Genomic DNA, 22,369 nt, shown 5'->3' with positions numbered 1-22,369 from the left:
CCCTCGTTTCTGACGGTGTTTCAGAAACTGATACCAGTTCTAGTTATAGTGGGCAATGGCCGTGGAGCGGAGGGCAGATGGCGGAGACGTTCGATCATGGCGGGGGGATACGGTCCGTTCGGGTGCCCATTCCGGACAACCCGCTCGGGCACACGCTGGTGTACGTCGTCGACACCGGCCGGGGACCCGTCCTGATCGACACCGGCTGGGACGACCCGGACGCCTGGTCCGTGCTGGCGGAGGGGCTGCGCGCCTGCGGTACCGACGTCTCGGAGATTCACGGTGTCGTGATCACCCATCACCACCCCGACCACCACGGCCTGTCGGGCAAGGTGCGCGAGGCCTCCGGTGCCTGGATCGCGATGCATGCCGCCGACACGGCGATCGTCCGGCGCACCCGTGAGACCCGGCCCGGCCGCTGGTTCACCTACATGACCACCAAGCTCATGGCCGCCGGCGCCCCGGAGGAGCACATCGCTCCCCTGCGCGACCCCGACCCGCGCGCCACCGCACTGCCCGGCTTCTCGCCCGCCCTGCCCGACCGTGAGATCGTCCCCGGCGAACTGCTCGACCTGCCGGGGCGGCGGCTGCGCGCGATCTGGACGCCCGGGCACACCCCCGGCCACGTCTGCCTGCACCTGGAGGAGGAGCACCCCTCCCGGCTGCCGGGCCACGGGCGTCTGTTCTCCGGGGACCACCTGCTTCCCGAGATCACCCCGCACATCGGCCTCTACGAGGACCCGGACGACGCCACGGTCACCGACCCGCTCGGCGACTACCTCGACTCCCTCGAACGCGTCGGCCGGCTCGCCCCCGCCGAGGTGCTCCCGGCCCACCAGCACGCCTTCACCGACGGGCCCGGCCGTGTGCGGGAGTTGCTCGCCCATCATGAGGAGCGCCTCACCGGGATTCTCGGCCTGCTCGCCGCGCCCCTCACCCCTTGGCAGCTCGCCGAGCGCATGGAGTGGAACCGGCCCTGGGAGCAGATCCCCTACGGATCACGGAACATCGCGGTCTCGGAGGCGGAGGCCCATCTGCGGCGGCTGGTGAAGCTGGGCCGGGCGGAGGCGGTGCCGGGGAGCGATCCGGTGACCTACGTGGCTGTATGACGCCTAGTAATACGGTGACGCAGGCGGCCGTCGACCCCGTATGAATACCTGTTCATGGAGAACCTTCTCGCCGAGCGCGCCTGCGAGCGCCTGATCCTCGACTTCGTCCACCGTCTCGATCTCGGTGAACCGGCCGCCGTGGCCGAGCTGTTCACCGAGGACGGGGTCTGGCGGTGGCCGGAGGGGCGGCGGCGGATCGAGGGGCGGGACGCGCTGCGGACGTACTTCGGCGCCCGTCCGGCCGACCGGCTCTCGCGCCGGGTGATGTCCAACATCCGGGTCACCGTGACCGGTCCGGACACGGCGACGGCGACCTCGTACTTCACGACGTACCGCATGGACGGGCACCCGGGCGGCATCCTGCCCGCCGGGCCGCCGTACCAGGTGGGCCACTACGAGGACGGCTTCCGCAGGGCCGCCGACGGTACCTGGCTGCTCGCCACCCGCACCCTCGTGCTGCCCTTCGGCGGCGGCCCGCAGCGCGTGCGCACCGACGCGGCGCCCTTCGTCCGCTTCTCCGACGGCACCGAACCGCCGCTGTCGCAGGGCGTGCGCACCGGCCCCTTCCTGTTCACCTCCGGCCAGGGGCCCCTGCACCCGGTCACCCACGCGATGCCGGAGGCGTTCGCCGACCAGGCGCGCCGGGTGCTCGCCAACGTCGAGGCCGTGGTCGGCGACCGCCGCTCGATCGTGCGCTGCACCTGCTACCTGGCCGACCGCGCCCACTTCGCCGAATTCAACGCCGTCTACCGGGAGTTCTTCGCCGACTGCGACCCGCTTCCGGCCCGGACGACGGTGGTGGCGCGCCTGGTGCGGGAGGGGGTGCTGGTGGAGGTGGACGCGGTGGCCGTCGTCGGCTGATCCACGGGCCCGACAGAAAGGCTGATCCACGGGCCCGACAGAAAGGCTGACCCACGGGCCCGACAGAAAGGCTGACCCACGGGCCCGACAGAAAGGCTGACCCGCGGGCCCGACAGAAAGACCCCAGGGACTGGGCAGTTGTCGGCACTTTGCGACGAGTTGCGCTCAAGTCCACGTCGGCATGCGACGAACGGTGGATATTCGGACCTCGTCGGGGAGGGCAGCGGAGAGGGAACAGGAACAGCGCGATGAACGCCATGCACGCGATGCCGGTCACACCGCTCCTGCTCGGTCCGCTCCTGGCCAGTGCGCGGCTGGGCCGCGGCCGCACCCTGCTCGTCTGCTGCTGCGCCGCGGCGCTCGGTCTGGCCGTGGGCGCCGGCGACGGCGACCTGGCCTCCGCGCGGTTCGGCACCGAGTACGGCGGCCTGCTGCTGGGCTGTGCCGTCGCCCCGTGCCTGGCACGGCACCGCACCTCGCTGGAGGCGGCCCTCGCGCAGGCCCGTGAGGTGGCCCGCAGCACCCAGCAGCTGATCCTGCGGCCCATCTCCCGGGACCTGGTCGGCATCCACGTCTGCACCCGCTACCACTGCGCCGCCGCAGAATCGGCCGTCGGCGGCGACGTGTACGACGCCGCGGCGACGCCGTACGGCCTGCGGGTGCTCGTCGGCGACGTCCGCGGGCACGGACTGGAGGCGCTGCGGCTGTCCGCGGCGACCGTCGCGGCCTTCCGCGAACTGGCGTACACGACACCCGATCTGCCCGCCCTCGTCACCGACCTGGACAAGCGGCTCGCCCCGCAGCTGGAGGCGGAGGACTTCGTCACCGCCGTACTGGCCGAGTTCGCGCCCGGCGAGGTGCGCCTGGTCAACTGCGGTCATCCGGCGCCGGTCCGGGCCGGCCGGAGCGTCGAGCTGCTCGAACCCCTGGCGCCCGTGCCGCCGTTGGGGCTAAACCCCGACCCGCGCCAGTACCGGGTCCGCCTCCAGCCCGGTGACCGGCTCCTGCTCTACACCGACGGCCTCACCGAGGCCCGCTCCCCGGACGGCACCCTCTTCCCCCTCCTCCCCGAGGCGGCCCGCGCGTTGCGCGAACCGCTCCCCGACGACGCCCTCGACCACCTCTACGCCCGTCTCGTCGCCCATACCGGCGCCCGTCCCGCCGACGACCTGGCCCTGGTGCTGTGCCAGCCGTCTCAGGCGTCGGCGCCGGTGACGGCGGTCACGCACAGCCACCGCTCAGGGTGCTCCTGACCCGCGGGTACAGTGTCGGGGTCGTCATCACACACCCGTACGGGGGAAAGCCGGTGCGAATCCGGCGCTGACCCGCAACCGTGACCCGGTCCGTCCCGGACCGGCCAGCCGGAGCGCCCCACACGGATCGTGACCGGCTCAGGTGTGCCGGCACCCCGCCGCCACACGGCACCGTCGAGGTATACGGAGCCGAGCCGCCCGGGGCTGTCCCGTGCTGCTTTCCGGCTCCCCAGGGAGAGGCAGCAGCCGATCATGACCGTCATCCGTCACACCGCCGCGGCACTGGCCGCCATAGCCGTACTCGGCGGCGCGACCCCCGCGGTGGCCGCCTCGCCGTCCCCCTCGGCCTCGCTGCCCGCCGGCCTCTACGGCACCTCCGACCCGACCTACGACGGCGTCTGGCGCCAGTCGCTCGCACTGCTCGCGCAGCGCACGGTGGGCGTCGAGCCGGCCGGCGCGGCCGTGGCCTGGCTGGCCGGACAGCAGTGCGGCGACGGCTCCTTCGCCGCCTACCGCACCTCCGCCGGCACGCCCTGCAAGGCCGACACCAACAGCACGGCGGCCGCGGTCCAGGCCCTGGCCGCGGTCGGCGGCCACGACGGCGGGGTCAAGAAGGCCGTCGGCTGGCTGAAGTCGCTGCAGAACAAGGACGGCGGCTGGGGCTTCACCGCCGGCGGCGCCAGCGACGCGAACTCGACGTCCGTCGTGATCGGCGCCCTGACCAAGGCCGGCGTGACGGTGCCGGACCTCCGCAAGGACGGCAAGTCCCCCTACGACGCCCTGCGCGGTCTCGCACTGCCCTGCGACGGCCCGGACGCGGGCGCCTTCGCCTACCAGCCCGACAAGAAGGGCAAGCTCGCGGCCAACGCCGACGCCACCGCGGCGGCCGTCCTGGGCGTGCTCGGCGAGACGGTCGCGGGCAGCAGGCAGGACGACACCCACGCGCCCGCGGGCTGCACGAACCCCGGCGGCGGCCACGAGGATGCGGCCGCCGCGGACAACGGCGCCGCCTGGCTCGCCAAGACCCTCGCCAAGAGCGGTCACCTCACCACCGCCCTCCCCGGCGCCAAGCCCCAGCCCGACTACGGCAACACGGCCGACGCGGTCGTCGCCCTGTCCACCGCGGGTCTCAACTCCCAGGCCGCGAAGCCGCTGCACTGGCTGGAGTCCCACGCCGCCGGCTGGGCCGCCCAGGCCGGCCCCGGCGCCTACGCCCAGCTGATCTTCGCCGCGTCCACGGCCCAGGGCGGTGACGTCCACGACTTCGGCGGCGTGGACCTCGTCGCCAAGCTCAACGCCACCGGCCCCGCCCCCGCGGGCGCCGACGGCAACGCGACGGCCGGCCCGCACGACACCAAGGCCTCCGACACCAAGGCCTCCGACGGCAAGGACAAGGGCGGCCTCGGGGTCGCCTGGACGGTCGGCGGCGGCCTGCTCGTCGGCGCCCTCATCGGCTTCGCTCTGATGCTGCGCGGCAGGAGGCGGCAGCGGTGACCCGCCGCGCGGTCCTCGTCCTCACCACCCTGTTCCTCACCCTGGGCCTCGCCGCACCGGCCGGGGCGACCGGTTACCGCTACTGGTCCTTCTGGACGTACGACTCCGGCCGCTGGACCTACGCCACCCAGGGCCCCGCCACCGCCCGCCCCTCCGACGGCGACGTCCAGGGCTTCCGCTTCGCGGTGAGCGAGGACTCGGGGGACGCGGCGAAGCCGCGCGGCACGACGTCCTTCGCGACGATCTGCGCGAGGACTCCGGCGGTGCGGGGCGAGAAGCGGATCGCCCTGCTCATCGACTTCGGTACGGCGAAGGACGCCCCGTCCGCCGGGCGGCCTCCCGCGCGCCGCACCGCGTGCGCCCGGGTGCCGTCCGCCGCGACGACGGCGGACGCCCTGGCCGCGGTGGCGGGGCCCCTGCGCTACGACACCAACGCCCTGCTGTGCGCGATCGCCGGGTATCCGGCGAAGGGGTGCGGCGAGCAGGTGTCGGCCGCCGAGGACAAGCACACGGACGGCGGCGGCAGCGGCCCGTCGGTGGGCCTGTACGTGGGTGCGGGGGCCGTGGCGCTGCTGGGCGCCGCGGCGGCGTGGCAGGCACGACGGCGCAGGCATGCCTGACCTTCACAGCCCTGAGCGGTCCGCACAGGGCGGGGGGCGGCGGGCCTCGGCGGACGTCCCCCCGCCCCGTTCACGGCGCCGGCGTGCCCTCGTGCACCCTGGTGCCTGGTGGCTGTGGTCGCTCGCGCTCGGCACCGCGGCCACCCGGACCGGCAACCCGCTGCTCCTCGCCCTGCTGATCGCCGCCTCCGCCTACGTCGTCTCCACCTGCCGTCCCCGAACGCCCGACGCCCGCTCCTACACCGCCTTCCTCCGGCTCGCGCTCGCCGTTCTGCTCATCCGTCTGGTCTTCGCCGTCGCCCTCGGCTCGCCCGTCCCCGGCACGCACACCCTGGTGACGCTGCCCGAAGTCCCGCTCCCGCACTGGGCGCAGGGCATCCGCCTGGGCGGTGCGGTCACCGCCGAGTCGCTGCTGTTCGCCCTCTACGACGGCCTGCGGCTCGCCGCCCTGCTCATCTGCGTGGGCGCGGCGAACTCCCTCGCCCACCCGGCCCGGCTGCTGAAGTCCCTGCCCGGCGCGCTGTACGAGGCGGGCGTGGCGGTCGTCGTGGCCCTGACCTTCGCGCCGCACCTCATCGCCGACGTCCGGCGTCTGCGCGCCGCCCGCCGGTTGCGGGGCCGCCCCGACAGCGGCGTCCGCGGTCTCCTCCAGGTGGGTCTGCCCGTCCTGGAGGGCGCCCTGGAACGGTCCGTGGCCCTCGCCGCGGCCATGGACGCCCGAGGCTACGGCCGCACCGCCGAGGTTCCCGCCCCCGTGCGCCGTACGACCACCGCGCTCACCCTCGGCGGTCTGCTCGGCGTCTGCGCGGGGACGTACGGGCTGCTCACCGCCGAGGCCGGCACCTACGGGCTGCCCCTTCTCCTCGCCGGCGTCACCGCGTCCCTCGCCGGTCTCCGCCTGGGCGGTCGCCGCAGTCCGCGCACGCGGTACCGGCCCGACCGCTGGGATGCGCGCGCCTGGCTGGTGACGGCCTCCGGTGCCGTGCCCGCCGCGCTGCTCACGCTGGCCGCCGCGACCGACCCGGCCGCGCTGGCCCCCGCCGTCGTCCCGCTCACGGCCCCGACCCTGCCCCTCTGGCCGGCGGCGGCCGTCCTCGTCGCCGTGCTGCCCGCCTTCGTGGCCCCCACTCCCAAGGAGCCGTCGTGATCCGCTTCGAGGACGTCTCGGTGACCTACGACGGGGCGGCCGAACCCGCCCTCGTGGGCGTGGACTTCGAGGTCCCGGAGGGCGAACTCGTGCTGCTGGTGGGCCCGTCCGGCACCGGCAAGTCGACCCTCCTCAACACCGTCAGCGGCCTCGTCCCCCACTTCACGGGCGGCACCCTGCGCGGCCGGGTCACGGTGGCGGGCCGCGACACCCGCACCCACAAGCCCCGCGAACTGGCGGACGTGGTGGGCACGGTGGGCCAGGACCCGCTCTCCCACTTCGTGACGGACACGGTCGAGGACGAACTGGCCTATGGGATGGAGTCGTTGGGGCTGGCTCCGGCGGTGATGCGCCGCCGGGTCGAGGAGACGCTGGATCTCCTCGGTCTCTCCGACCTCCGCGACCGTTCCCTCGCCACCCTGTCCGGCGGGCAGCGGCAGCGCGTGGCCATCGGCTCGGTCCTCACTCCCCATCCGCAGGTCCTGGTCCTCGACGAACCGACGTCGGCCCTGGACCCGGCGGCGGCCGAGGAGGTCCTCGCGGTCCTCCAGCGCCTGGTCCACGACCTGGGCACGACCGTCCTCATGGCGGAACACCGCCTGGAACGCGTCATCCAGTACGCCGACCGCGTGGCGGTCCTGCCGGCCCCGGGTGAGGCCCCGCTGCTGGGCGCGCCCGCGGAGATGATGGCCGTGTCCCCGGTGTGTCCGCCGGTGGTGGAGCTGGGGCGGCTGGCGGGCTGGTCCCCGCTGCCGCTGACGGTCAGGGACGCCCGCCGCAGGGCGGCCGGACTGCGCGAGCGGCTGACCGGCCCCGCGCCCCGCGCCGCCGGTCCCGCCGCCGAGGCGGCCCACGGCCCGAAGACGAACGGGACGCCGCCGCCCGCCCGCCCCCGCGGACCGCGCTGGTTCCCCGGCCGCCGCAAGGTCACGGCAGAACCGGCTCCGGGGTCCGGCCACGCCGCCGAGGTGCGTGCCCTGACCGTCCGCCGTGCGCACACCGAGGCGCTCCACGAGGTCGGTCTCACCCTCACCGCCGGTGAGACCGTCGCCCTGATGGGCCGCAACGGCGCCGGGAAGTCCACCCTGCTCAACACCCTCGTCGGCCTCGTCGAGCCCACCGCGGGCACGGTCCGCGTCGGCGGTCTCGTCCCGCACCGCACCCCGCCCCGGGACCTGGTGCGCCACGTGGGCCTGGTCCCGCAGGAACCCCGCGACCTCCTCTACGCGGACACGGTCGCCGCCGAGTGCGCGGCGGCCGACCGGGACGCCCAGGCAGCCCCCGGCAGCTGCCGCGCGCTGCTGTCCCGGCTGCTGCCCGGCGTCCCCGACGACACCCACCCCCGCGACCTCTCGGAGGGGCAGCGCCTCACGCTCGCGCTGGCCGTGGTCCTGGCCGCCCGTCCCCCGCTGCTGCTCCTCGACGAGCCGACCCGGGGGCTGGACTACGCCGCGAAGGGCCGCCTGGTCACCCTGCTGCGCGGCCTCGCGGCCGACGGTCACGCGATCGTCCTCGCGACGCACGACGTGGAACTGGCCGCGGAACTCGCCGACCGCGTGATCCTCCTCGCGGAGGGCGAGGTGATCGCCGACGGCCCGACCGCGGAGGTCGTGGTCTCCTCCCCCTCCTTCGCCCCCCAGGTCACAAAGATCCTCGCCCCCCACCCATGGCTCACGGTCACCCAGGTACGGGAGGCCCTCGCATGACCCCGGACACCCCTGGTTCGCCCGCCCCTGGGCCGGACACCCCAGCCCCGGCCACCTCCGGCCCGGCCGCCCCTGGGCTCACCTTTGGCCCGGCCGTCCCTGGGCCCTCCACCCCTGGCCCGGACGCCCGTGGCCCGGCCGTCCCAGGCCCGACCGTCCCTGGCCCGACCGTCCCTGGTCCGGACACCCCCGGCCCGGACACCCCCGGCCCGGCCGTCCCTGGGCCCTCCACCCCAGCCCCGGCCACCCTGCCCCCGTCCGCACGTGCCACCTCTGCCACCTCTGCCGCCCGTGCCACCCGTACCGCGCATGCCACGCCTGCCCCCCGCGCCGCCGCCGTCCGCCTCGGCCCCCGCTCGCTCGCCGCTCTCGCCCTCGTCAGTGCCGTCGGCGTCGTGGCCTTCGGCTGGCCCTTTCTCGCCCCGCCGGGGTCCGGTCTCGCCGCGCATGCCCAGGACGCCCCGTGGCTGTTCGCCGGGCTGCTGGTGCTGCTCGTCGCCGTCGTGGCGGCGACGATCTCCGAGTCGGGCCTCGGTCCGAAGGCCGTGGCCATGCTGGGCGTGCTCGCCGCGACCGGCGCCGCCCTGCGGCCGCTGGGGGCCGGGACCGCGGGCATCGAGCCGATGTTCTTCCTGATGGTGCTCAGCGGGCGGGTCCTGGGTCCCGGCTTCGGCTTCACCCTCGGCTCGCTGACGATGTTCGCGTCGGCGCTGCTGACGGGCGGGGTCGGTCCGTGGATGCCGTTCCAGATGCTGGCGATGGGCTGGTTCACGATGGGGTCCGGGCTGCTTCCGGGCTCCGGCCGGCTGCGGGGCCGCGGCGAGCTGGCCCTGCTCGCCGCCTACGGCTTCCTCGCCGCCTTCGCCTACGGCACGATCATGAACCTGGCCGGCTGGCCCTTCATGGGCGCCCTGGCGTCGAACATCTCCTTCGACCCGCACGCCGCCGTCCCGGCCAATCTCGCCCGGTTCCTCGCGTACTGCGCGGCCACCTCGCTGGGCTGGGACCTGGGCCGGGCCGTGGTCACCGTCGTACTGACCCTGACCCTCGGTCCGGCCGTGCTCAAGGCGCTACGCAGAGCCACACGGCGGGCGGCTTTCGAGACCGCGGTCACATTCGAGGGTCGTTGAGCGGTGAACCGCCCCACATGACCCACATCACCCACGATCCGACCTAGTAGTGCATATCGGACGCCATGCCCACGACATAACGGCGTCTGACCTGCGCTTTGAGAGCCAGATCACAACCGTCGCCCGCACCCCAGATGCGGCCACAACTAGTAAAAGGGGTCTTTGCGGACATCCCGCGAGCCTGTTTCTCTGGACGACGTCGCACGGCGCCGACGAGCCCTCAGGGCCTCGGCGCCGACGCATGACCCGGGTCCCCGGACCCGGTCCGTGTCCGACACCCTGTCCCCGAAGAAAAGGTTTCCCGTGCTCGTCTCCCGCATCGCCCGCCGCATCTCGTCCCCGAAGAAGGCTCTCGCCGGCGTCGCCGTGGCCGCCGCCACCACCGGCATGGTGCTGACCGCGGCCCCCGCGCACGCGGCGACCGCCGACTCGGCCACCGAGGCCAGGGCGATCGCGCACCAGATGATCCCGAACGCCGCGCAGTACGCCGCCTTCAGCAACATCGTCTCTCACGAGAGCGGCTGGAACGTCACCGCGACCAACTCCTCCTCCGGCGCCTACGGCCTGGTCCAGGCGCTGCCCGGCTCGAAGATGGCCTCCGCCGGCGCGGACTGGAAGACCAACGCCAAGACCCAGATCAAGTGGGGTCTGGACTACATGAAGTCCCGCTACGGCAGCCCGGCCGGCGCCTGGTCCTTCTGGCAGGCCAACGGCTGGTACTGAGCCGCAGCACCGGCATCAGCATCACGGGCGAAGGGCGCCTTCCGTGCCGACGGGCACGGAAGGCGCCCTTCCGCCGTACCGGGCCATCGGTCAGTTTTCGAGAAGCGCCCAGTCGGTGCCGCTTCCTAGCATGAAAGGGCAGCGGGACGGCCCCACGACGGAGGAGATCTGCCATGGCCACGAAGGCGAAGACCGACGAGAAGTACGACGGCTTCACCGCCGAGGAGCGCGACGCGATGAAGGAGCGCGCCAAGGAGCTGAAGTCGAGCGCACGCGGCGGCTCGCGCACCTCGAAGGCGAAGGCGGACCCGGAGGCGGAGGTACTGGCGAAGATCGCGGAGATGCCCGAGGAGGACCGCCTCCTCGCCGAGGGCATCCACGCCCTGGTCAAGGCCGCCGCGCCCGAACTGGCGCCGAAGACCTGGTACGGCATGCCCGCCTACGCCAGGAACGGCAAGATCGTCTGCTTCTTCCAGCCGTCGGGCAAGTTCAAGGCCCGCTACTCCACCCTCGGCTTCAACGACCCGGCCAACCTCGACGACGGCGACATGTGGCCGACCGCCTTCGCCGTCACCGCCCTCACCCCCGAGACCGAGGCCCGGATCACCGACCTCGTGCGCCGGGCGGCGAGCTGAGCGCGTCGAACCAGCGCGTCACCTGGGGCGCCGACACGGCGAACGATCCGAAGTGGTCGACGTCCCCCTGGTTCACCACCGGCACCGGCTCGCCGTGCCCGGCCAGCCGTGCGGCGCAGCTGTCCGCGTTCCCGATCGGCACGTCGGTGTCGGCCGCCCCCGCGTACAGCCGCACCGGCACGTCCGGTTTCCAGTCGCAGGTGTGGTCGGCCGCGCGGATCGCGGCGAGGAGCGTGCCGTCCGGGTGCCGCATCCGCTCGTAGAAGGCGGGCGTGAGCAGCTGCTTCACCGAGGGCGCCAGACGGCGGACCACGTCCTCCTCCTCGTGCGTTCCGTCGAAGAGGGCGGCGACACGGTCCGCGTAGGGCGCGCGGAAGACGTCGGCCGGGTCCCGGTAGAGGGGGTGCAGCCGGTTCTGGGCCGTCAGCCAGTAGGAGAGGTACAGCACGCCGCTGGTGTCGTTGACCCGCCCGTCGTACAGGGCCGGCATCTCCTGGCCCTCCAGGTCGTAGGGGCCGCTGATCGGTGCGAGGGCCTTCAGCCGGAAGTGCCCGTCCGCCCCCGCCCGCAGCGCCTTGCCGAGCGCCATCGCGACCTGCCCGCCCTGTGAGAACCCGGTGGCGTACACCGCGCCCGTCAGCGGCCGTCCGAGCCGGCCTGCCGCCGTCCGGGCGGCCCGCAGCATGTCGAGGGACGCGGTGACGGAGGAACGGGTGTCCATGTAGGGGTGGGGTCCCGGCCCCTCCCCCAGCCCCAGATAGTCGGGCGCGGCGACCGCGCGGCCCGCGCCCGCGTTCAGATACGACGGCACCCGGCCGAAGTCCTCGCTCGCGGAGGGCGCGTAGCTGCGCTTGACCATGGTGCCGTGGGTGTCGGAGACGAGGTCGAGGCGACGGGCCCCGCCGGTGGGGAGGGTGAGCAGCCCGGTCGCGGTGGTCGGTTTCCCGTACGGGTCCACGGTCCGGTACGTCAGCCGGTAGGCGCGGACGCCGTACCGCACGGGGTCGGCGGCGATGCCCCGCTCGTCGAGGAACCGCCGGACCCCCTGGGCGTCGTGGCGGGCGACGGGGACGACGGAGAGCAACTCCCCGCGCCGGGAGAGCTCCCCGAGCCCGCTCCACTGCCCCAGCCCGCCCCGCTCCTCTTGCCCGGCCCGCCGCACTCGGCCAGCCCGCTCCTCTTGCCCGGCCTGCACCCCTCGCCCGGCCGACTCCCAGCGCCCCGCCGATTCCCCGCGCCCGTCCGCCCACTCGAACCCGGCCCGCGCACCGAACCCGGCCCGCTCCACACGCCCGGCCGACTCCCCGAACCCGGCCCGCTCCCCGAACCCAGCCCGCCCCTCGAACCCGGCCCGCTCCACACGCCCGGCCGACTCCCCGAACCCGGCCCGCTCCCCGAACCCAGCCCGCCCCTCGAACCCGGCCCGCTCCCCGAACCCGGCCCGCTCCGTTCGCCCGCTCCGCTGCCCGTCCGCCGTCGCCGCCTCCGCCGCCGGCGCGACCGCCAGCCCCGCGAGCAGGAGGGCGGCCGCCGCGGCGAGCCCTCGGCGCGTGCGCCAACCGGCGCCTTTTCCAGGTGATTTGCGTGTCTCGTCACTCATGCCGCGAACGCTACGGGCGCGCGGGCCGCGCCGACATCCGAGAGTCCCCCGCGCCCATGGTGGACTTGGGTGCACCCTGCCCGTGCGGACGACCGGAGACCCTGTGAGTGAGAGCGACGACGGACACGAGAGCCGCGGACTGCGGCTGGTGCCCGTCCTGTTGGGGCTGACGGTGGTCAGCGGACTGATCGACGCGGTCAGCTATCTGGGCCTCGGGCACGTCTTCACCGCGAACATGACCGGCAACGTGGTCGTGCTGGGCTTCGCCGCGGCCGGTGCGCCCGGCTTCTCCATCCCGCACACGGCCACCTCCCTGGCCTGCTTCCTCGCGGGTGCGGTGGCGGGAGGCCGGGTCGCGCGACGGCGGGCGGACGGCTCGCGCCGCACCTGGGCGCGGCTGATCCTGGCGGCGGAGGCGGCCCTGGTGGGCGTGTCCGCGCTGACGGCGTTCCTCGCCCCGCACGCGACGGCCACCGTCTACGCTCTGATCGCGCTCACGGCCTTCGCGATGGGCCTGCGCAACGCGACGGTCCGCCGGCTGGGCATCGCCGACCTCACGACCACGGTCCTCACCATGACCCTGACGGGCCTGGCCGCCGACTCACGCGCCGGCGGCGGCCAGGGCACCCACTCGCCCCGCCGTACGGCCTCGGTGGTCGCGATGGCGGCGGGCGCCTGCCTGGGCGCGTGGCTGGTGATCCACCACGGGCTGGGCATCCCGCTGCTGGTGGCGGCGGTGGGAGCGGGGGTGCTGGCGGCGGTGGCCTCGGGTCGGGAGTAGGACCGCCCGGCCGCTCCCGTCACATCTGCGGGCTGACACCTCCCGCCTTCACCGCCCGGCGGGATCTCCACTCCTTCCTGGCGGCGAAGAACCGCAGGGTGCCGACCGCGAGGAACAGCAGCCCCATGCCGCCCCTGGACAGGCCTCCCACCATGAAGAACCAGTAGAAGGCCAGGCCGGCGAAGAAGGCGCAGATCGCGATGACCAGTGGCTCACGGACGTAGAAGGGGAGGACGCGGAGGATCAGACTGATCAGCATCGGGCAATCCGACCAGCCCGCACCTCAGCTGTCCACAGACTTTCTACAGCCGCTGGATGATCGTCCCGGTGGCCAGCCCGCCACCCGCGCACATGGTGATGAGCGCGAACTCCTTGTCCGTGCGCTCCAGTTCGTGCAGAGCGGTGGTGATGAGCCGGGCCCCGGTGGCGCCCACGGGGTGGCCGAGCGCGATCGCGCCGCCGTTGACGTTGACCTTCTCCAGGTCCTGCCCGAAGACCTGCGCCCAGCTCAACACCACGGACGCGAAGGCCTCGTTGATCTCGACGAGGTCGATGTCCTTCAGTGTCATGCCCGCCTTGCCCAGCACCGCGCGGGTCGCGTCGATGGGGCCGTCGAGGTGGAAGTGCGGGTCGGCGCCGACCAGCGCCTGGGCCACGATCCGCGCCCTGGGCCGCAGTTTCAGCGCCCGCGCCATCCGCTTGGACGCCCACATGATCGCGGACGCGCCGTCGCTGATCTGGGAGGAGTTGCCGGCCGTGTGGACGGCCGTCGGCATCACCGGCTTCAGGCCGGCCAGGGCCTCCATGGAGGTGTCGCGCAGGCCCTCGTCCCGGTCGACGAGCCGCCACATGCCCTGTCCGGCGCGCTGCTCGTCCTCGGTGGTCGGGACCTGGACGGCGAAGGTCTCCCGTTTGAAGCGCTCCTCCGCCCACGCCACGGCCGCCCGCTCCTGCGAGATCAGTCCCAGCGAGTCGACGTTCTCGCGGGTCAGCCCGCGATGGCGCGCGATCCGCTCGGCCGCCTCGAACTGGTTGGGCAGGTCCACGTTCCACTCGTCCGGGAACGGCTTGCCGGGCCCGTGCTTGGACCCCGATCCCAGCGGGACCCGGGACATCGCCTCGACACCGCAGCTGACGCCGACGTCGATGACGCCGGCCGCGATCATGTTGGCGGTCATGTGCGAGGCCTGCTGCGAGGAGCCGCACTGGCAGTCGACCGTCGTCGCCGCCGTCTCGTACGGCAGCCCCATGGCCAGCCAGGCCGTGCGCGCGGGGTTCATGGACTGTTCGCCGGCGTGGGTGACGGTGCCGCCCACGACCTGTTCGACGGCGTCGGCGGGGATGCCGGTGCGGCCGAGGAGTTCACGGTAGGTCTCGCCCAGGAGGTAGGCGGGGTGCAGGTTGGCGAGCGCTCCGCCGCGCCTGCCGATGGGGGTGCGTACGGCTTCGACGATCACGGGTTCCGCGGCCATGGGGGGATCCTCTCCTCCGGTACCCGCGCGGCGCGGGGGCGTCCCGGCCGGCCCCGCCACGCTGAACTAGTACGTGTTCTAGTTCTGCCAGCAGTCTGCTGACAGGGCGCGCACAACCGCAAGAGCCGTGCAAGCAATTGGGCCTGCCGTACCCCTTGCACCTTGTAGAACCCGTTACTACCTTCACGGCAAACCTGATGGACCGTCAGAAGACCGGCTGGAGTGAGTCGCCCATGCCCTGTCCAGCTCTGCCCGACGGGTTCGACTTCACCGACCCCGACCTGCTGCAAGCCCGTGTGCCCCTGCCGGAGTTCGCCGAGCTGCGCCGGGCCGAGCCCGTGCGCTGGGTCTCCCAGCCGGGCAACGTCGCCGGCTTCCAGGACGAGGGCTACTGGGCCGTGACCCGGCACGCCGACGTCAAGTACGTCTCCACGCACCCCGAGCTGTTCTCCTCGTACCTCAACACGGCGATCATCCGCTTCAACGAGCACATCGAGCGCGACGCGATCGACGCCCAGCGGCTGATCCTGCTGAACATGGATCCGCCCGAGCACACGCGCGTCCGCCAGATCGTGCAGCGCATCTTCACCCCGCGCGCCATCCGGGCGCTGGAGGACCGGCTGCGCGAGCGGGCCCACGCCATCGCCCGCTCGGCCCGCGGCCGCTCCGGGCCCTTCGACTTCGTCACCGAGGTCGCCTGCGAACTGCCGTTGCAGGCCATCGCGGAGCTCATCGGCATCCCGCAGGACGACCGGGCCAAGATCTTCGACTGGTCGAACAAGATGATCGCCTACGACGATCCCGAGTACGCCATCACCGAGGAGGTCGGCGCCCAGTCGGCCACCGAACTCATCGCCTACGCCATGAACATGGCCGCCGACCGCAAGGCGTGCCCGGCCAAGGACATCGTCACCACGCTGGTCTCCGCCGAGGACGAGGGCAACCTCAACTCCGACGAGTTCGGGTTCTTCGTGCTGATGCTGGCCGTGGCCGGCAACGAGACCACCCGCAACGCCATCACCCACGGCATGCACGCGTTCCTCACCCACCCCGGCCAGTGGGAGCTGTACAAGCGGACGCGCCCCGAGACGGCGGCCGAGGAGATCGTCCGCTGGGCCACCCCCGTCAACGCCTTCCAGCGCACCGCCACCCAGGACCTCGAACTGGGCGGGAAGCGGATCAGGAAGGGCGACCGGGTCGGCGTCTTCTACGCCGCCGCCAACCACGACCCGGAGGTCTTCACCGACCCCGACACCTTCGACATCATGCGCGACCCCAACCCCCACCTCGGTTTCGGCGGCGGCGGTCCCCACTACTGCCTGGGCAAGTCCCTCGCGGTCCTGGAGATCGACCTCATCTTCAACGCCATCGCCGACGCCCTGCCCGGCCTCACCCTGGCGGGCGACCCCGACCGTCTGCGCTCGGCGTGGATCAACGGCGTGAAGCACCTGATGGTCGAGACGGGCTGACCGGTCTCCCGGCTGCTCGGGCCGGCGGCATCCCGGAGCCGCCGGCCCGTCCCGCCGATCTCGAGGGAGGCAGGAGCATCCCCCCTACGCCCCGCTTCTGCCTCCCCCGAGGCCGGCGGCAACGGTCTCCTGGGACGGATCACCGGCAGGCGGCACCCCGGCCCCACGCGCCCGCGGCCCCTGCAGCAGGTATGTCAGCCCGAAGCCCGCGCCCACGACCGCGGCGCCGCCCACGGCGTCCAGCACCCAGTGGTTGCCGGTCGCCACGATCGCCGAGACCGTGAAGAACGGGTGCAGCAGGCCGAGCGCCTTCATCCACCACCGGGGCGCGATCACCGCGATGACCACCCCGCACCACAGCGACCAGCCGAAGTGCAGCGAGGGCATCGCCGCGTACTGGTTGGTCAGCGCGGTCAGGGTGCCGTAGTTCGGCTTGGAGAAGTCCTGGACGCCGTGGACGGTGTCGATGATGCCCAGGCCGGGCAGCAGACGCGGCGGCGCCAGCGGGTAGAGCCAGAAGCCGACGAGCGCGAGCAGGGTGGCGAAGCCGAGTGCCGAGCGCGCCCAGCGGTAGTCGGCCGGGCGGCGCCAGTACAGCACGGCGAGCACGGTCAGCGGCACGACGAAGTGGAACGACTCGTAGTAGAAGTCGTAGAAGCCCCGCAGCCAGTCGACCTTCGCCACCGCGTGGTTGACGGCGTGCTCGACGTCGATGTGCAGGAACCGCTCGATGTCGAGGATCTGGTGGCCGTGGTGCTCGGCCCGGGCCCGCCCCGCCTCGTTCGAACCGCCGGTCGCCGCGAGCCTGACCCTCTGGTACGCCGCGTAGGTGACGCGGATCAGCAGCAGCTCCAGCAGCAGGTTGGGGCGGGTGAGGACGCGGCGCAGCCGGGGCACCAGTGGCACGTGCCGCAGACGGGCCGGGACCGGCTCGGCGTACTCGGTCGCCACCGGCGCCTGGTAGTCCGGCGAGGTGCGGGTCAGGAACGGCACGACGGCGGCCGCGGCGAGGGCGGCGAGCAGGACGACGTTGTCGCGCAGGGGGTCCATCGCCGCCATGTTCGGCAGCATCATCTTCGCGGGCAGCGTCATCACCAGGACGACGGCGACCGGCCACACGTACCGGTCGGAGGCCCGCTTGCCGACCCGTCCGACGACCGCGAGCAGCACCCACAGCAGCTGGTGCTGCCAGGTGGTCGGGGACACGGCGATCGCCGTACAGCCGGTGACGGCTACGGCGAGGAGCAGCTGGCCGTCGCGGGCGTAGTGGACGGCCCGCCGGACGCCGACGACGGCGAGGGCCGTGGCCAGCGCGAAGAACAGGCCGATCTCCAGCGGTCCGGTCAGCCCCAGGCGCAGCAGGGCGCCGTGGAGGGACTGGTTGGCCAGGGCGTCGGCCTTGCCGCCGAGTCCGGTGCCCGCCATGTGGTGCACCCAGTAGGTGTACGAGTCGTGCGGCATCGCCGCCCAGGCCAGCGCGGTCAGCGCGACGAACGTGGCACCGGTGGCGACGGCGGGCCGGCGCCGGCCGGTGAACCACAGCAGGGGCGCGAAGAGCAGGATGGTCGGCTGGAAGGCGGCGGCGAGCCCGATCAGCACGCCGCTGGCGCGCTCCCCGCGTACGACGAAGCAGCCCACCAGGACGAGCAGCACCGGCAGGATGCTGATCTGGCCGAGCCAGAGCGCGTTGCGCACCGGCAGGGACAGCATCAGCAGGCTGATCGCGACCGGCGCGGCGAGCAGCGAGGTGCGCCGGCTGACCGGCTGGGGCAGGGCGCGGGCGGCGACCAGGCCGAGCGCGGCGACCAGGAGCAGGGTGCCGAAGGTCCAGCCCCAGCCGAGTGCCTGTTCGGCCGCCCTGGTGAGCGGCTTGAGAACGAGTCCCCCGAAAGGGGTACCGGTGAACCGCGTCGAGTCGTACAGCGAGCCCTTCACATGCAGGACGCCTTCGGGACCCACCCAGGTCTCCAGGTCCGTCAGCCGCTCGCCCCGGGGTGTACCGAGGACGACGGCCACCTGCCGGACGGCGAGGAGGGCGGCGAACAGCCACAGCGCCAGGCGCGCCGCCCGCAGCCGGCCTCCGCAGGCCGTCGCCCCGTAAGCTCCCGCCGGTCGCCTGTGCTCCACGTTCGCCACGCCCCGTCGGCCTCCCGCCCCGGTGTCCTGTGAGCCCCCCGTTGGAGAGACGCAGGCTACTCCGGCTTCACCTGACGTCCTTTCCCCTTTTGTCTGAATGACGATAGTGCGCAGGGGGGTCGGTTGCCCGGATGGGACGCGAGATGGATCACAGCGAGTCACCGCCGGGAGCGCTTCCCGGCGGGCATACGGGCCTGGACACACCCCATTCAGGTGCACTGTGCAACGACTTGTGTGCGACACGTAAGGGTGACAAGTGCACCTATGGTCGATTTTCGGCCCCCGTCACCGTCGCCGGGCGGGCCGCGTCCCTGTCCCCGTCGAAAGGTAGGCGAGCGAAGTCTTGGCGACCGCCGCAGTCTCAGCTCCCCCGGCACGCACCTCCCGCAGCTCCGATGCCACCGCCACCGACCCCGCCCTCGTCCGGCGCGCCGTACAGGCGGCCGCGCTGGGCAACGCGATGGAGTGGTTCGACTTCGGTGTCTACAGCTACATCGCGGTGACGCTGGGCAAGGTCTTCTTCCCGTCCGGCAACCCCACCGCCCAGCTGCTGTCCACCTTCGGCGCCTTCGCGGCGGCCTTCCTGGTCCGTCCGCTCGGCGGCATGGTCTTCGGACCGCTCGGCGACCGCGTCGGCCGGCAGAAGGTCCTCGCCCTCACCATGATCATGATGGCGGCGGGCACCTTCGCCATCGGCCTGATCCCGTCGTACGCCACGATCGGCGTCGGCGCGCCGCTGCTGCTGCTCCTGGCCCGCCTGGTGCAGGGCTTCTCCACCGGCGGCGAGTACGCGGGCGCGTCCACCTTCATCGCCGAGTACGCGCCCGACAAGCGGCGCGGCTTCCTCGGCAGCTGGCTGGAGTTCGGCACGCTCGCCGGTTACATCGGCGGCGCGGGCCTGGTCACCCTGATGACCGCCCTGCTGTCCTCCGACGACCTGCTGAGCTGGGGCTGGCGCATCCCCTTCCTGATCGCCGGCCCGATGGGCGTCATCGGCCTGTACCTGCGGATGCGCCTGGAGGAGACCCCGGCCTTCGCGGCGGAGGTCGCCAAGAGCGAGTCCGCCCGTCCGCGGGTCCCGCTGCGCGAGATGATCACCGGTCAGTGGAAGGCGCTGCTGCTGTGCGTGGGCCTGGTGCTGGTCTTCAACGTCACCGACTACATGCTGCTGTCGTACATGCCGAGCTATCTGACCAGTGAGCTCCACTACGACGAGACGCACGGCCTGCTCGTCGTGCTCGGCGTCATGGTGCTGATGATGGTCGTCCAGCCCTTCGCGGGCGCCCTGACCGACCGGATCGGCCGCCGCCCGGTGATCGCCGCGGGCTGCGCGGGCTTCCTGTTCCTGTCGATTCCCGCGATCCTGCTGATCCGCCAGGGCAGCCTGGCCGCCGTCGGCCTCGGCATGGCCGCGCTCGGCCTGCTGCTGGTGTGCTTCACGGCCGCGATGCCGGCCGCCCTGCCGGCCCTGTTCCCGACCCGGGTCCGCTACGGCTCCCTGTCGATCGGCTTCAACGTGTCGGTGTCCCTGTTCGGCGGCACCACCCCGCTGGTCGTCACCGCCCTCATCGGCGCCACCGGGAACATGATGATGCCCGCCTACTACATGATGGCGGCGGCCGTGATCGGCGGCGTCGCGGTGTGGTTCATGGCCGAGTCGGCGGGCAAACCCCTGCCGGGTTCCGCACCTGCGGTGGAAGAGTAGGCACCCGGGCACACCGCCGTCCCCGTCCGCGCCGCACGAAGGGCACCGTGAATGAGCGAGTCGCAGCTGTGGCACGACGTGGACGACTACTTCACCGCCCACCTCGCGCAGGACGACGAAGCCCTTCGGGCGGCCCTGCGCGACAGTGAGGCGGCCGGCCTCCCGCACGTCGCCGTCACCGCGCCCCAGGGCAAGTTCCTGCGGCTCCTCGCCGAGATCCAGGGCGCCCGCACCGTCCTGGAGATCGGCACCCTGGGCGGCTACAGCACCATCTGGCTGGCCCGCGCCCTGCCCGAGGACGGCCGCCTGGTCTCCCTGGAGTACAGCGCGAGGAACGCCGAGATCGCCGTCCGCAACATCGCCCGCGCCGGACTGGACCGGCTGGTCGAGGTGCGGGTCGGTCCGGCCCTGGAGTCGCTGCCCAAGCTGGCCGACGAGAACCCGGCCCCCTTCGACCTGGTCTTCATCGACGCCGACCGGGTCAACCACCCGCACTACGTGGAGTGGGCCCTGCGGCTGACCCGCGCCGGCAGCCTGATCGTCGTCGACAACGTCGTACGGCGCGGCCGGGTCACCGACGCGGCGAGCACCGACCCGGAGATCCGGGGCGTCCGCGCCACCGTCGAACTGATCGGCGGCCACCCGAGGCTGAGCGGCACGGCGATCCAGACGGTCAGCGGCAAGGGCCACGACGGCTTCGCACTCGTCCGAGTACGGTAGCCGCCGGGCCCGGCCCGCCAGGGCGGGTGTCGCCCTAGAACTCGTGGTAGAAGCCGACGTTGACGCTCCTCGGGGCGGTGCGGTCGCGGACGACGATCTCGCCGTTGCCGCCTCTGGGCAGCGTCACCGTGCCGCCGTAGGCGAGGGGCTGGGCGTACTCGCCGACCACCAGCCGGACCTCGGAGGAGGGGTCGGCCTGGGAGCCGCGCAGCCAGGTGACCTGCCAGGCCCCCTCCGGGCCGCACTGGAACTCCAGATGCACCCGGGACACGAACAGCCAGTCCTCGGGCGTCACCAGACGGCACAGCGCCCGGTCCCGGCCCACCCGCAGCACGGCGCCGGGCTCGCTGGGCGCGTCGGCCATCTGCATGCCGGCCGTGGCCCCCTCTTCCGCCGCGGCGACGGTGGCCATGGTCAGTTCGAGCACGTGCGCTCCTCTTGAAGTGTCCTTATGCAGCGGCCGCATGATAAATCGCCCGGGTCTGCGGCGTCCGGCACAATGGACTCATGACCGAGCGAAAGCCACCCGGCGTGCCGTTCGAGTCCTGGGTGGACAAGCAGATCCTTGACGCCGAAAGACGCGGTGAGTTCGCCGAACTCGCGGGCGCGGGAAAGCCGTTGCCGCCCGGCACCGACACCACGTACGACGAACTGTGGTGGATCAGGCAGAAGATGGCCCGCGAGGGCCTGTCGGTGCTGCCGCCGACCCTCGCGCTGCGCAAGGAGGCCGAGGACACGCTCGCGGCGGCGTACGCGGCTCCTTCGGAGCGGATCGCGCGCAAGCTGATCACGGACGTCAACGTCAGGATCCGCGACATGATGTTCAAGCCGCCGCCGGGGCCCCCGCTCGGGATGAAGCCGTACGACGTCGAAGAGGTCGTACGGGAATGGCACGCGCGGCGGACGGCCACCGGAAAGGCCGAGGAGACCGCTTAGGTCCCCTCGGCCTCGTGACCGTGGCGTCTCGCGTCTCAGCCGTGGAGCAGGCGTTCGGCCAGCTCGCGGTAGTCCTTCAGGGCGAGCCTGAGCTGTTCGGTGTCCGTCCGCGCGGCCTCGTCCGCGCCGCCGGACTTGCCGTCCTGCCAGGACATGCGCAGGGTCCGGCGCCGCCGGGTCACCGCCTCGGCGAACCGCCCGGCGATCTCCTCCAGCACCTGGTCGGCCTCCTGAACGGCGTCCCGGGGCCCGTCGACGAACCCGGCGACGGCGTGCCGCAGCCGCGTCTCCAGCTTGTCGCACTCGTCGTGCGGGAGCAGCGGGGTCCCGGTGCCGGCGCCACCGGCGGCCGTGCCACCGGTACGGGAGCCGGACCCGCCGGCACCGATACCGGTACCACCGGTGTGTGTGCGGGACCCGCCGATACCCGTGTCCGTGGTGCCGGTGTCCGTGGTGCCGGTGTTGGTGGCACCGGTGTTGGTGGCACCGGTGTCCGTGGTGCCGGTGTCCGTGGTGCCGGTGTTGGTGGCACCGGTGTTGGTGGCACCGGTGTCCGTGGTGCCGGTGTCCGTGCCCGGTGACAGGTCGGCGGTGGAACGGGCGGTTCCGGGGGTGGGCGCACCGGTGTGCGTCACGGCGCCCGTGCCGTCGTACGCGCTGCCCGTCCGGGCGTCGGTCGTCTCTTGCGGCGTGGGCGACACGACGCGCCGCTCCGCGCCGTCCTCGCTGTCGCGTCCCGTCTCCGCGGGACCGCGCCCGCCTTCCCGCTCGGTCTCCGCGGGTGTCGGGGTGATCGTGCGGCGGTTGGTCCGGTCCTCGTCCTCAGAACTCCTGGCTCCGGGGCCGGGGCCGGTCACAGCGTCCTTCATGTC

The 22,369-nt window shown here is 73.1% G+C and carries 20 protein-coding genes and 2 pseudogenes; 16 read left to right on the top strand and 6 right to left on the bottom strand.

The window, feature by feature from the left end; translation table 11 throughout:
- Positions 1-77 precede the first annotated feature (77 nt).
- From M8J74_RS14090 to M8J74_RS14040, 11 genes and pseudogenes are all read left to right on the top strand, one after another.
- Entirely contained in the window at positions 78-1,109 is a 1,032-nt protein-coding gene (locus M8J74_RS14090) for a Strvi_7410 family MBL fold metallo-hydrolase (RefSeq protein WP_249836713.1), read from the top strand.
- 54 nt (positions 1,110-1,163) lie between these two features.
- A pseudogene (locus M8J74_RS14085) lies at positions 1,164-1,595 on the top strand (nuclear transport factor 2 family protein); the annotation flags it as partial.
- The gene (locus M8J74_RS14080; protein WP_372500180.1) at positions 1,593-1,970 is read left to right on the top strand and encodes a RidA family protein; all 378 of its coding nucleotides are present in this window, start codon (positions 1,593-1,595) and stop codon (positions 1,968-1,970) included. The pseudogene M8J74_RS14085 and the gene M8J74_RS14080, both read left to right, overlap by 3 nt.
- A 248-nt stretch (positions 1,971-2,218) precedes the next feature.
- A complete protein-coding gene (locus tag M8J74_RS14075; protein WP_249836712.1) occupies positions 2,219-3,223 on the top strand; it encodes a PP2C family protein-serine/threonine phosphatase in 1,005 nt (334 codons plus the stop codon).
- 252 nt (positions 3,224-3,475) lie between these two features.
- Positions 3,476-4,717 carry an SCO2321 family membrane protein gene (locus M8J74_RS14070; protein WP_249836711.1) on the top strand — a complete coding sequence of 414 codons (1,242 nt, stop codon included), beginning with the start codon at positions 3,476-3,478 and terminating at the stop codon, positions 4,715-4,717.
- Entirely contained in the window at positions 4,714-5,337 is a 624-nt protein-coding gene (locus M8J74_RS14065; RefSeq protein ID WP_249836710.1) for an SCO2322 family protein, read from the top strand. Before M8J74_RS14070 ends, M8J74_RS14065 begins: the two co-directional genes overlap by 4 nt.
- Positions 5,330-6,484, top strand: a complete 1,155-nt coding sequence (locus tag M8J74_RS14060) for a CbiQ family ECF transporter T component (RefSeq protein ID WP_249836709.1) — start codon at positions 5,330-5,332, stop codon at positions 6,482-6,484. Before M8J74_RS14065 ends, M8J74_RS14060 begins: the two co-directional genes overlap by 8 nt.
- On the top strand, positions 6,481-8,190 hold the full coding sequence (locus tag M8J74_RS14055) for an ABC transporter ATP-binding protein (protein ID WP_249836708.1): 1,710 nt from the start codon (positions 6,481-6,483) through the stop codon (positions 8,188-8,190). Before M8J74_RS14060 ends, M8J74_RS14055 begins: the two co-directional genes overlap by 4 nt.
- Before the next feature lie 248 nt (positions 8,191-8,438).
- On the top strand, positions 8,439-9,320 hold the full coding sequence (locus M8J74_RS14050; RefSeq protein WP_249836780.1) for an ECF transporter S component: 882 nt from the start codon (positions 8,439-8,441) through the stop codon (positions 9,318-9,320).
- Positions 9,321-9,623: 303 nt separating this feature from the next.
- Positions 9,624-10,043, top strand: a complete 420-nt coding sequence (locus M8J74_RS14045) for an aggregation-promoting factor C-terminal-like domain-containing protein (RefSeq protein WP_249836779.1) — start codon at positions 9,624-9,626, stop codon at positions 10,041-10,043.
- Between the two features lie 173 nt (positions 10,044-10,216).
- Positions 10,217-10,678, top strand: a complete 462-nt coding sequence (locus M8J74_RS14040; protein ID WP_249836707.1) for an iron chaperone — start codon at positions 10,217-10,219, stop codon at positions 10,676-10,678.
- Here the strand turns inward: M8J74_RS14040 and M8J74_RS14035 are convergent.
- A pseudogene (locus tag M8J74_RS14035) lies at positions 10,647-11,777 on the bottom strand (alpha/beta hydrolase family protein); the annotation flags it as partial. The gene M8J74_RS14040 and the pseudogene M8J74_RS14035 overlap by 32 nt on opposite strands.
- Positions 11,778-12,381: 604 nt before the next feature.
- Here M8J74_RS14035 and M8J74_RS14030 point away from each other — a divergent pair.
- A complete protein-coding gene (locus M8J74_RS14030) occupies positions 12,382-13,059 on the top strand; it encodes a YoaK family protein (RefSeq protein ID WP_249836706.1) in 678 nt (225 codons plus the stop codon).
- 19 nt (positions 13,060-13,078) lie between these two features.
- Here the strand turns inward: M8J74_RS14030 and M8J74_RS14025 are convergent, their stop codons facing one another.
- Together M8J74_RS14025 and M8J74_RS14020 are read right to left on the bottom strand one after the other, a co-directional pair.
- A complete protein-coding gene (locus M8J74_RS14025; RefSeq protein ID WP_249836705.1) occupies positions 13,079-13,318 on the bottom strand; it encodes a hypothetical protein in 240 nt (79 codons plus the stop codon).
- A gap of 43 nt (positions 13,319-13,361) precedes the next feature.
- Positions 13,362-14,531, bottom strand: coding sequence for a steroid 3-ketoacyl-CoA thiolase (locus M8J74_RS14020; RefSeq protein WP_249836704.1), 1,170 nt, complete (start codon positions 14,529-14,531; stop codon positions 13,362-13,364).
- A 233-nt stretch (positions 14,532-14,764) separates the two neighbouring features.
- Between M8J74_RS14020 and M8J74_RS14015 the strand changes: the two genes are divergently transcribed.
- The gene (locus M8J74_RS14015; RefSeq protein ID WP_249836703.1) at positions 14,765-16,000 is read left to right on the top strand and encodes a cytochrome P450; all 1,236 of its coding nucleotides are present in this window, start codon (positions 14,765-14,767) and stop codon (positions 15,998-16,000) included.
- 84 nt (positions 16,001-16,084) lie between these two features.
- Here M8J74_RS14015 and M8J74_RS14010 read toward each other — a convergent pair whose 3' ends face one another.
- Complete coding sequence (locus tag M8J74_RS14010; protein ID WP_249836702.1) at positions 16,085-18,136, bottom strand: bifunctional glycosyltransferase 87/phosphatase PAP2 family protein; 2,052 nt, start codon at positions 18,134-18,136, stop codon at positions 16,085-16,087.
- Between the two features lie 343 nt (positions 18,137-18,479).
- On the opposite strand from M8J74_RS14010, the gene proP reads away from it, so the two are divergent.
- Positions 18,480-19,841 carry a glycine betaine/L-proline transporter ProP gene (gene proP / locus M8J74_RS14005; protein WP_249836701.1) on the top strand — a complete coding sequence of 454 codons (1,362 nt, stop codon included), beginning with the start codon at positions 18,480-18,482 and terminating at the stop codon, positions 19,839-19,841.
- Between the two features lie 51 nt (positions 19,842-19,892).
- Positions 19,893-20,561: an O-methyltransferase gene (locus tag M8J74_RS14000; RefSeq protein ID WP_249836700.1), complete on the top strand. Its 669-nt coding sequence runs from the start codon at positions 19,893-19,895 to the stop codon at positions 20,559-20,561.
- A 34-nt stretch (positions 20,562-20,595) separates the two neighbouring features.
- Here the strand turns inward: M8J74_RS14000 and M8J74_RS13995 are convergent, their stop codons facing one another.
- Entirely contained in the window at positions 20,596-20,988 is a 393-nt protein-coding gene (locus tag M8J74_RS13995) for an FHA domain-containing protein (protein ID WP_249836699.1), read from the bottom strand.
- An 80-nt stretch (positions 20,989-21,068) separates the two neighbouring features.
- Here M8J74_RS13995 and M8J74_RS13990 point away from each other — a divergent pair, with 80 nt between their 5' ends.
- Positions 21,069-21,497 carry a DnaJ family domain-containing protein gene (locus tag M8J74_RS13990; RefSeq protein ID WP_249836698.1) on the top strand — a complete coding sequence of 143 codons (429 nt, stop codon included), beginning with the start codon at positions 21,069-21,071 and terminating at the stop codon, positions 21,495-21,497.
- Positions 21,498-21,532: 35 nt separating this feature from the next.
- Here M8J74_RS13990 and M8J74_RS44825 read toward each other — a convergent pair whose 3' ends face one another.
- On the bottom strand, positions 21,533-22,366 hold the full coding sequence (locus M8J74_RS44825) for a hypothetical protein (protein WP_308406047.1): 834 nt from the start codon (positions 22,364-22,366) through the stop codon (positions 21,533-21,535).
- Positions 22,367-22,369 lie beyond the last annotated feature (3 nt).

The organism is Streptomyces panaciradicis (assembly GCF_023516615.1).
In the GTDB taxonomy this organism is placed as follows: domain Bacteria; phylum Actinomycetota; class Actinomycetes; order Streptomycetales; family Streptomycetaceae; genus Streptomyces; species Streptomyces panaciradicis.
The sequence above is the reverse complement of the archived record's forward strand: the minus strand, read 5'-3'. Positions and strand labels throughout refer to the sequence as shown.

What these genes read in the sequence shown, in the direction of transcription:
- M8J74_RS14090 (WP_249836713.1), top strand. Translation starts at nt 78, where the DNA reads ATGGCGGAGACGTTCGATCATGGCGGGGGGATACGGTCCGTTCGGGTG.
- M8J74_RS44825 (WP_308406047.1), bottom strand. Translation starts at nt 22,366, where the DNA reads ATGAAGGACGCTGTGACCGGCCCCGGCCCCGGAGCCAGGAGTTCTGAG.
- M8J74_RS14020 (WP_249836704.1), bottom strand. Translation starts at nt 14,531, where the DNA reads ATGGCCGCGGAACCCGTGATCGTCGAAGCCGTACGCACCCCCATCGGC.
- M8J74_RS14040 (WP_249836707.1), top strand. Translation starts at nt 10,217, where the DNA reads ATGGCCACGAAGGCGAAGACCGACGAGAAGTACGACGGCTTCACCGCC.
- M8J74_RS14060 (WP_249836709.1), top strand. Translation starts at nt 5,330, where the DNA reads ATGCCTGACCTTCACAGCCCTGAGCGGTCCGCACAGGGCGGGGGGCGG.
- M8J74_RS13990 (WP_249836698.1), top strand. Translation starts at nt 21,069, where the DNA reads ATGACCGAGCGAAAGCCACCCGGCGTGCCGTTCGAGTCCTGGGTGGAC.
- M8J74_RS14000 (WP_249836700.1), top strand. Translation starts at nt 19,893, where the DNA reads ATGAGCGAGTCGCAGCTGTGGCACGACGTGGACGACTACTTCACCGCC.
- M8J74_RS14015 (WP_249836703.1), top strand. Translation starts at nt 14,765, where the DNA reads ATGCCCTGTCCAGCTCTGCCCGACGGGTTCGACTTCACCGACCCCGAC.
- M8J74_RS14025 (WP_249836705.1), bottom strand. Translation starts at nt 13,318, where the DNA reads ATGCTGATCAGTCTGATCCTCCGCGTCCTCCCCTTCTACGTCCGTGAG.
- M8J74_RS14075 (WP_249836712.1), top strand. Translation starts at nt 2,219, where the DNA reads ATGAACGCCATGCACGCGATGCCGGTCACACCGCTCCTGCTCGGTCCG.
- M8J74_RS14070 (WP_249836711.1), top strand. Translation starts at nt 3,476, where the DNA reads ATGACCGTCATCCGTCACACCGCCGCGGCACTGGCCGCCATAGCCGTA.